This window comes from Alteromonas sp. AMM-1 (assembly GCF_047290655.1).
GTDB lineage: Bacteria > Pseudomonadota > Gammaproteobacteria > Enterobacterales > Alteromonadaceae > Alteromonas > Alteromonas mangrovi.
This window is the reverse complement of record NZ_JBLBUE010000146.1, coordinates 1-8930: the sequence shown is the minus strand read 5'-3', so window position 1 is coordinate 8930 and position 8930 is coordinate 1. Positions and strand designations below refer to the sequence as shown.

Annotated in this window: 8 protein-coding genes and 1 pseudogene; 1 reads left to right on the top strand and 8 read right to left on the bottom strand. The window is 49.4% G+C overall.

Annotated elements, in window-relative coordinates:
* From ACLR2L_RS16505 to ACLR2L_RS16470, 8 genes and pseudogenes are all read right to left on the bottom strand, one after another.
* Nucleotides 1-388: pseudogene (locus tag ACLR2L_RS16505) on the bottom strand (protease modulator HflK N-terminal domain-containing protein); the annotation flags it as partial.
* A gap of 142 nt (nucleotides 389-530) precedes the next feature.
* A complete protein-coding gene (gene hflX / locus ACLR2L_RS16500; protein ID WP_140961001.1) occupies nucleotides 531-1820 on the bottom strand; it encodes a ribosome rescue GTPase HflX in 1290 nt (429 codons plus the stop codon).
* Nucleotides 1821-1837: 17 nt separating this feature from the next.
* A complete protein-coding gene (gene hfq / locus ACLR2L_RS16495) occupies nucleotides 1838-2086 on the bottom strand; it encodes an RNA chaperone Hfq (RefSeq protein ID WP_140961004.1) in 249 nt (82 codons plus the stop codon).
* An 83-nt stretch (nucleotides 2087-2169) separates the two neighbouring features.
* Complete coding sequence (miaA, locus tag ACLR2L_RS16490; RefSeq protein ID WP_140961007.1) at nucleotides 2170-3096, bottom strand: tRNA (adenosine(37)-N6)-dimethylallyltransferase MiaA; 927 nt, start codon at nucleotides 3094-3096, stop codon at nucleotides 2170-2172.
* Between the two features lie 4 nt (nucleotides 3097-3100).
* Nucleotides 3101-4933: a DNA mismatch repair endonuclease MutL gene (mutL, locus tag ACLR2L_RS16485; protein WP_413369637.1), complete on the bottom strand. Its 1833-nt coding sequence runs from the start codon at nucleotides 4931-4933 to the stop codon at nucleotides 3101-3103.
* A 49-nt stretch (nucleotides 4934-4982) separates the two neighbouring features.
* On the bottom strand, nucleotides 4983-6299 hold the full coding sequence (locus tag ACLR2L_RS16480) for an N-acetylmuramoyl-L-alanine amidase (protein WP_413369635.1): 1317 nt from the start codon (nucleotides 6297-6299) through the stop codon (nucleotides 4983-4985).
* 79 nt (nucleotides 6300-6378) lie between these two features.
* The gene (tsaE, locus tag ACLR2L_RS16475; protein WP_140961015.1) at nucleotides 6379-6861 is read right to left on the bottom strand and encodes a tRNA (adenosine(37)-N6)-threonylcarbamoyltransferase complex ATPase subunit type 1 TsaE; all 483 of its coding nucleotides are present in this window, start codon (nucleotides 6859-6861) and stop codon (nucleotides 6379-6381) included.
* Nucleotides 6862-6902: 41 nt separating this feature from the next.
* Nucleotides 6903-8402 (bottom strand): NAD(P)H-hydrate dehydratase, encoded by a 1500-nt coding sequence (locus tag ACLR2L_RS16470; RefSeq protein WP_413369633.1) that lies wholly within the window; start codon nucleotides 8400-8402, stop codon nucleotides 6903-6905.
* Between the two features lie 6 nt (nucleotides 8403-8408).
* On the opposite strand from ACLR2L_RS16470, the gene queG reads away from it, so the two are divergent.
* Nucleotides 8409-8930, top strand: a 522-nt coding sequence (gene queG, locus ACLR2L_RS16465) for a tRNA epoxyqueuosine(34) reductase QueG (RefSeq protein ID WP_413369631.1), incomplete at its 3' end; no start/stop codon positions are given.

Here is an 8930-nt window from a genome sequence, read left to right as displayed (position 1 = left end):
CTTCAGTAAGCATGGAACCTGAAGACGACTCATAGCGAATTGACTGCACATCAACCGGAATGACTGAGTCGATAAAGGTTGGCTTCCAGCGCAAGCCAGGCTCAACCTGCGAATGGTACTGTCCAAAACGCAACACCACACCCAGTTCAGCTTCTCGAATGGTGTAGAAACCACTGACTACGTAAACCACGATCAGCAAAGCAGAAATCAGCGCAGCACCTACACCACCCAGCTTTTTACCTGAGCCGTTACCGTCGCCGCCGCCAACCTTGCCGAGCTTGCCAAACAGATTTTTAAACACGTCATCCAGATCGGGCGGCCCTTGGTCACGGCCACCGCGATTCTACCACGGGTCGTTATTTTTACCACCCGGCTCATTCCAAGCCATGCTAATACTCCGTAAAAAAAGATTATTATTTAATACTGAATTTTATTCGTTTTAGATTGCAATCCTGGAAGGCCTTGCACGAAGTTATTCATGATTACGTACTTTAACTTGCCATTATAGGTGCAAATGCCCCTATGCTGTATTAATGCTTTACAACAAACTGTGACAAACTGTTTTCGAGTCGCTTTTCCAAGCGATTCCAATCTGCCGCAGGCATGCGCACATCAACTACCCAATCACCCTGTTCATCGTAGGATTGCTGCGAAATACAGTCCAGTTCATACAGAACGCCCCGCAGACGACTTTGCGCCGGCGGGATTTTAAGCGTGTAATTTACCATGCTTTGCGCTAAACAATCAGTGAGGGCAGATAGCAGAAGATCAACCCCAACCCCCGTTTTAGCCGACAACCATACCCGGATAGGCATGCCGTCTTCGTCGCGGTCTATCTTTGGTTCAATTTCTTCGAGTTGATCGATTTTATTGCACACAATCAACTGAGGAATATCACTGGCTTCGATTTCATCCAGTACCGCATTTACCTCATCCATTGTTTCCAGATAATTGGCAGCAGAGTAATCCACAACATGCAGAAGTAAATCCGCTTCCTGCGTTTCTTGCAGTGTGGCCTTAAACGCAGCAACCAAATCGTGCGGCAAATGTCGGATAAACCCTACCGTATCGGCCAGAATAACAGGACCAAGTTCTTTCAGTTCCACTTTGCGCAGGGTTGGATCCAACGTGGCAAACAACTGATCTGCTGCATAAACGTCAGCATTGGTAATACGATTGAAGAGTGTGGATTTGCCGGCGTTGGTATAACCCACCAGCGATAACGTTGGGATTTCGGCCCGCTTTCGGGAACGACGCCCTTGTTCGCGCTGCTTGGCTACTTTTTCCAATCGGCGAATGATGGTTTTTATCCGCTCACGAAGTAATCTTCGGTCGGTTTCTAACTGTGTTTCACCCGGCCCGCGCAATCCTATACCCCCCTTTTGACGCTCAAGGTGTGTCCAGCCTCGAATCAATCGGGTAGAAATATGGCGCAACTGTGCAAGCTCAACCTGAAGTTTACCTTCGTGAGTTCTTGCTCGCTGGGCAAAAATATCCAGAATAAGTCCAGTGCGGTCGATAACCCGGCACTTACAAATAGCTTCGAGGTTACGCTCCTGGGAAGGCGTCAGTGCGTGATTAAAAATCACCACATTCGCTTCATGAGCCTTAACCGCGGCCGCAATCTCTTCCGCTTTTCCCGAACCAACGAAAAACTTGGATTTTGGCGAACTACGTGACGTGGTTATTACATCAACAGCATTGACACCCGCCGACGATACAAGAAGTTCCAGCTCAGCTAAGTCTTCTCGACTGTCTTCGTCGGCAAAATAGACATGAACAAGTATAGCCAGTTCACCGGCTTCATAACGGTCAAACAAGCGAGTTACCTATGTAATTACTCACCCTTGCTCTCAGCGTCCCCTTGAGTGCTTGGCATTGTGATGGCGCGAGAAGGCACTACTGTGGAGATCGCGTGCTTATACACCATTTGGCTTACTGTATTTTTTAACAGGATAACAAACTGGTCAAATGACTCTACCTGCCCTTGGAGTTTGATACCGTTAACAAGATAAATGGAAACGGGTATACGCTCCTTGCGTAATGCGTTTAAAAATGGGTCTTGTAATGATTGCCCTTTAGCCATTTCAAATCCTTAATTTTTATTATTAAACTGACAAATTTATTAATTTGTCCCAGCGCTTTTGCTTTATATCACACTTCCTTTATTTAAAGTGTGACTTTTGCAGTAATTTTAGTCAAATTATCTTTAGCAAATGTGTCGAGCCACGTTAAGTCCGACCAGCCACGTAACCAGGTTAATTGTCGCTTTGCCAACTGCCTTGTAGCAATAATACCTTTATCACGCATGTCTGCATAGCTTAGCTCACCATTGAGGTATTGCCACACTTGCCTGTATCCCACCGACCGAATCGATGGCATATCTTCGTTCAGGTCGCCGCGTTGTTGCAATTTCTCAACTTCGGCCACCAATCCTTGCTCCAGCATTATGTCAAAACGCTGCGCTATACGATCATGTAACACAGCACGGTCCTGAGGTGCAATGGCAAATTGTTCTATGTTATACGGACAACGATGAGTTGCCTGCTGTTGCCAGTGCGTTAGCGTTTTGCCACTGCTGCGATACACCTCTAGTGCCCGGGTGAGTCGTTGGGGATCATTTGGGTGAATACGGGCAGCCGCTACAGGATCGATCACTGCTAATTCATCGTGCAAAATTTGCCAGCCTTTTTGCTCGGCTTCACGGGCAATATCATCTCGAATGTTTGTGTCCGACTTAGGTAAGGGCGAAATTCCATTTATCAAGGCGTTAAAGTACATAATTGTACCACCGGCCAGAATGGGCAGATTTCCCCTGCTCTGTATTTCGCCAATCAGGCGCGTCGCGTCTTTTACAAACTCCGCAACCGAGTACGCTTCATTGGGCTCAATAATATCAATCAACCAGTGAGGCGCGATCGCCATTTCTTCTGCTGTAGGCTTGGCCGTACCGATGTCCATATGACGATACACCAGTGCGGAGTCTACGCTGATAATCTCAGAGGGGATGTGTTTTGCTATTTCCAGGGCAAGGCCGGTCTTACCAGACGCCGTTGGCCCCATAATGGCCACTACCGGGCCTGTCTGACTGGTCATCGTCTTATTCTTTTTTCATCCACTGCACGAGGGCTTGCTGCGATTTTTTGACACCACACTCGTTAAGTATGGTCCATTGTGAAGAAAGCGCCAGTTGGTCGAACCAGCGCCACAAGGTGTCCTGTTGAAATGCCTGGCCAGACAGTGCCTTGGCCAGCATAGCCTGAAGTGTTGCTAAATTGTCTGGCTGTGACTCGCAGATTGCCGGGAACAGTGCCGCCCAGGGTAAATGGCGAAGCGGAGCAGGTACTTTTAACAACCGGGTTTTCCCTGCCACACTATGCAATTCAAATGCGTTTGCAGCAAAAACTTCCACTGCACCAGGCTCAACAACTCGATTTACACTCACTGGCATCAATAGGGGCTGTGCAACTAATTCGCCCTCAAAAATAGCACTAAGCCAGGCCCGATAGAGTTTATCTGCAGTCAACAACCAACAATGCTCGTCTCTGGTATACAGCCGGCTAGCCTCGCCTACTGGCACATAGTGCAGGTTGTTGCTAGCCTCCAGGTCTGTTCGCCCGGCGTTTAACGCCTCTTGCGAAGGCGTCATGAGCTGCTGATAATGTTGCTGATAGCCAGCCGACACGCTGTTTGTGCCAGCCTGATAGGGCCTCCCCCCCGAATTGCGCGCTACAAATGTGCCGCCTGATACTTGTTGAGATGGGGATTGGTGTCGGGGTTGGGTCAGTCTTTCAACGGGGTATTCCTGATGGGGAAATGCCGTCGGCAGGTGTGATTGCCCAGTTACATTAGGTTCGCGAGCATTGCCTTGCGCGATGGTCGATAACGGACGTATATAGTCGTGCCCCGTTTCACTGCTATCTGCAGTGTCAGGCAACATATCCGCACCTTCACACAGCGCATCACAAACTGCTTTGCAAATAAAGTCGTGAACTAATCGACCTTGTTGAAAGCGTACTTCGTGTTTTGCTGGGTGCACGTTCACATCGACTTCGCGCGGATCGATAGTCAGGTATACAACAAACGAAGGCTGCTCGGCACTGCCCAGTACAGAATCATATGCCTGCCGAAGGGCATGTAAAATCAGCTTGTCGCGCATGCCACGACCATTGACAAAACTATACTGGCAATCGTTACTGCTTCTGAGCTGGCGCGCATCGCCCAACCAGGCTTCAAGTGTAATAGAAGCGTATTCACATTGCGTGTGAATGGCCTGCTGAATAAACTTCTGACCGCACACTTGCGCAACGCGAACGCCCCGGTCTTGTGTACCAGCAAACCGCTTAGTCACGTTACCGTTATGCCGGAGAATAAAGGTTACTTCCGGTCGGCTTAGCGAAATCCGCTTTATCACTTCTTCAATGTGCTGATATTCGGTTTTTTCTGTTCGTAAAAACTTTCGGCGGGCGGGCGTATTGTAAAAAATGTCCATCACATCAATAGTGGTGCCATCCGGATGCGCGGCAGGTTGTATTTGTACCGCCATATCGCGACCTTCGCAGCAGGCTTGCCAGGCCTGTTCCTGCCCGGCTGGCTTGGACGTTAGCGTAAGACGACTTACCGCTGAAATACTGGCCAGGGCTTCTCCACGAAACCCTAAAGACAGAATTTGCTCCAAATCATCCAGCGTGGCAATTTTACTGGTGGCATGGCGGGATAACGCCAGTTCCAGTTCGTGTTTTGCTATACCACTACCGTTATCACGCAGTTTTATCCGCTTGTGGCCACCTTTCTCGATATCCAGCTCAATGCGGCTCGCACCCGCATCAAGACTATTCTCAACCAGCTCCTTTACCACAGATGCAGGGCGTTCAACCACTTCTCCGGCAGCAATCTGGTTGGCAAGTCTTGGGGGCAACAGCTGAATAGGCAAAGGCGTTCCTGTTTATCGCGTTATAAAAAGTAGGTGTTCGCTGTGTTGCTCAGGTGCTGGGAATGGTCAGCACCTGGCCAATACGCACAACATCGCTGGTAAGGTTATTGGCACGCTTGATACTGCTCACTTTTACATTGTAGCGCTGCGCCAGTAACGACAAGGACTCACCACTTCGAACCCGGTGCGTACGGTTCTCCGCTTTGCGGGAGGCCCACAGTGTACCATCGGGTGGGGTTTGCTCGAAATAGCGCTTAGTAGCATTGAACATGGCATCCGCCAATTGTTGACGGTACTTTGCCCAGTTCAGGTTTTTCTCTTCCTGGGGATTTGAAATAAAACCCACTTCTACCAGAATAGACGGAATATCAGGCGCTGTAAGCACTGCCAGACTAGCCGCCTGCGGTGAGTGTTTGTGTAGTTGAGTCACATCTTTTAGCTCGCTGATCACTTTCTTGCTCAAGTCATAACTGGAAGACATGGAGTGATCCATTGATAAACCCAGTATGGTTTCGGCCAGGTAGCGCTCAGATGCGTTATCGGAAATCACTTCGGCCGCCCCACCGAGCAACTCTGAATGCTGTTCGGTTTTCTCCAGCCAGCGACCCAGTTCACTGTCGGCGCGACGCATAGACAACACCCATACCGAACCACCGCGAGGTTCTGGCTCCGTAAACGCATCAGCATGAATTGAAATTAACAGGTCGGCTTTATGTTGACGCGCAACATCAGGACGTTTGTTGGGGGAGATATAGTAATCACCATTACGGGTCATCACTGCGCGCATTCCCGCTTCTTTATTGATTCTTTCCTCCAGCATTTGCGCAATACTGAGTGTAATGTTTTTCTCGAATGAGCCAGAAGGCCCGATAGAGCCGGGATCTTTACCGCCATGACCCGCATCGATGGCTACAATAATATCCCGATCTCGGCTCGATTGATTCATGTCCAGCACAACACCGCTACTTTGTGGGTCAGAATCGAGTAAATCCACCACCAGTCTATGACCAAGATCATCGGCCGGTGGCACTGCAAATATAGAATTTTCGGCTTTACGGGCAAGTTCAAGTACCACCCGTGTAGAGGCTTTGTTTTTCGGCGTGGAATACCGAATTCTAGTGAGTAAACTGCCTGTATTGTCTATTTTAAGCGGGGTGTCACTGCGGGTGTCTACGAGGTCAATGACCAGTCGATGTGGGTTATTCAGGGTAAAATAGGTAAACTCAGGGGCGTCCTTAAGATCAAACACCACACGGGTACTGGCGCTGGTAGGCCACACCCTGACATCTTTGATATCGTTGCTGGCATTAACGTTAAACGCTAGTAAGCACCAACTAATGAGTATTAAAAGTTTACCGCGTAACATCACAAGCCCTGGTCATCATTTCTATTTATCAGGCCATACATTCATTGGGTACGTTCTTTGTTCAGTGTTCAGGTCCGCACTAAATGCGTTTACACTGCTGCAAAATCGCTTGCCCTGTTTTCGACACTGCTTTCACACTGAACCGACGTCCAGTACCGTTGGGTTCTATACTAATCACTAAATCCGCTGGTGCCAAGCAGTGACCCCCATTTTGCGGCCACTCGACCAAACAGATTTGATTGGTATCGAAGTAATCGCGAATCCCCATAAACTCCAGTTCTTCCGGATCGGCCAATCGGTAGAGATCAAAGTGGTACAGTGTTAGCTCACCTAATTCGTAAGGCTCCACCAGCGTATAGGTGGGACTCTTAACATTACCTGAATGACCAAAAGCACGAATAAAATACCGGCTAAACGTGGTTTTACCTGCGCCTAAATCACCCTGAAGATAAATAATTACACCCTTAGCCAGTTGCGACTTTGTGGCCATGGCCAAATCAGCAGCAAGCCTGGCCGTATCATCTTCACTTGCCGCATAAAAATCACCTTGTGCAGTGGTCATTGTTTAGCTTATCTTCCTCTCATCGGCACGAACATATGCCTTTACTGATTGATCAGCGCGCGCACAGCTTCAAACAAATCGCTGGCCAGCATGCCACGCTGCCCATACAAACGCGCTACCTCGTCACCGGCCTTGGCATGCAGAGAAACGCCGTATTTGGTGGCGATATCTTTACTCAATCCCTGAGCAAGCAAAGCACCTAGAATACCACTTAATACGTCACCCATACCAGCAGTGGCCATACCAGGGTTACCATGCTGACAAACCCAGGTGTTGGTTTCGTTATCAATAATGGTACCTGCGCCTTTCAATACGCAAGTTGCGTGGAATCGCTGGGCACACTGTTTTACACTGTTAAAGCGATCGGCTTCCACTTCATCTACCGACATATTAAGCAAGCGAGCGGCTTCACCTGCGTGGGGCGTAAGAATGCAATCGGTTATGGAATACGACATGGCATGCTTGCTGAGTAAATTCAGTGCGTCGGCGTCAATTACCATGGGTTTAGGATGAGTCTGGCAGTGCTTCATGGCCAACTCAAAAGCACCCAGAGCCCAATCGTCCTGACCTAAACCTGGGCCAATTACTACGCATGACGCCCAATTCAGTGCTTCGTGCAAATCATCACAGGTGACCATTAATTCCGGACGACCGGCACTCACTTGCACGGTTGAGCCTTCATGACAAAACACTTTTACCAACCCCGCGCCACTGCGCAATGCCGCTTCGCCGGCCAGACGGATTGCGCCCGCCGTACCGCGGTTTCCGCCAATACATAGCAACCGACCATAAGTGCCTTTATGGCTGTGCACATCACGAGGTGCCAGGCCTTTAAATTGCTCAATATTCAGCAGGGAACCCGATGAGCGCGCCAGTTCGACAAACTGTTTGCCAATCCCTAAATCATCGAAGACCAACGTACCGCAGGACTGCTTACCTGCCCCCGTTGTTAAGCCTGGCTTAATCCCCACGAAGGTAATGGTAACATCGGCTTCAATACAACGTCCGAGCGACTGCCCGGTGTTGGCGTCTAACCCGGAGGGCACATCAATACTCACCACCGGCTTGCCGGAGCCATTTACGGCGTCAATCACATCGGCAAACTCATTACGTATGTAGCTGTTAATACCGGTGCCCAGCAGGGCATCGATGATCAGCTCGCACTTTTGCAAATAGTCGGTTTTGAACGGCTCAATTTTACCGCCCGCATCCAGCCACTTTTGCTGTGCTTTACCGGCATCCCCTTCCAGAATTCGATGCGGTTCAATGGCACACAGCAACACCTGCTTTCCGGCCTTTTTGGCATGAATCGCCGCAATGTAGCCATCGCCCGCGTTATTCCCCTGCCCGACTAATACCAGATACACATCAGTATTAGGCAGTAACAATTGCGATTGGTGAAATACCGCCTTACCGGCGCGCTTCATTAAGGTAAACATGTCAACACCGGCTTTTTCCGCCGCTGTGCGTTCATTTTCACGGACCTGGTCGGCGCGATAAAGTTTATATGGTAAGCTGTCGATGAGTTGGGTATCTAGCATGTGTACATGTCCGAGTTACAATCGATAGATCTTTACAAGTTGGTAGACGATATCAAGGCTTGGGCCAATGCGCTAGGTTTTCAGCAGGTTGGGATAAGCGATATTGATCTGAGTCAGCACGAAGCTGCGCTGCAATCGTGGCTGGATAATCAGTATCACGGCGACATGGCGTTTATGGCCAGCCATGGTATGAAACGCGCACGCCCCGCAGAACTGGTGCCCGGTACAGTACGGGTTATTTCGGTTCGCATGGATTATTTACCACCCGACGCGTCCTTCGCCAAACACCTGAACAACCCGGATATTGGCTACGTATCCCGATATGCACTTGGCCGTGATTATCATAAAGTGCTGCGCAATAAATTAAAAAGGCTGGGTGAAAAAATTCAGACTGAGCTGGCTAATACTCAGTTTCGCCCATTCGTGGATTCCGCCCCTGTGCTGGAACATGCGATTGCGGAAAAAGCCGGCATTGGCTGGACTGGCAAACACAGTCTTACGCTCAACAAACAGGCTGGCTCCTGGTTT

Bases quoted from the DNA above. Each gene is read 5' to 3' on its own strand.
- miaA (WP_140961007.1), bottom strand. From the start codon at position 3,096: ATGACCAGTCAGACAGGCCCGGTAGTGGCCATTATGGGGCCAACGGCG.
- tsaE (WP_140961015.1), bottom strand. From the start codon at position 6,861: ATGACCACTGCACAAGGTGATTTTTATGCGGCAAGTGAAGATGATACG.
- hfq (WP_140961004.1), bottom strand. From the start codon at position 2,086: ATGGCTAAAGGGCAATCATTACAAGACCCATTTTTAAACGCATTACGC.
- ACLR2L_RS16470 (WP_413369633.1), bottom strand. From the start codon at position 8,402: ATGCTAGATACCCAACTCATCGACAGCTTACCATATAAACTTTATCGC.
- ACLR2L_RS16480 (WP_413369635.1), bottom strand. From the start codon at position 6,299: ATGTTACGCGGTAAACTTTTAATACTCATTAGTTGGTGCTTACTAGCG.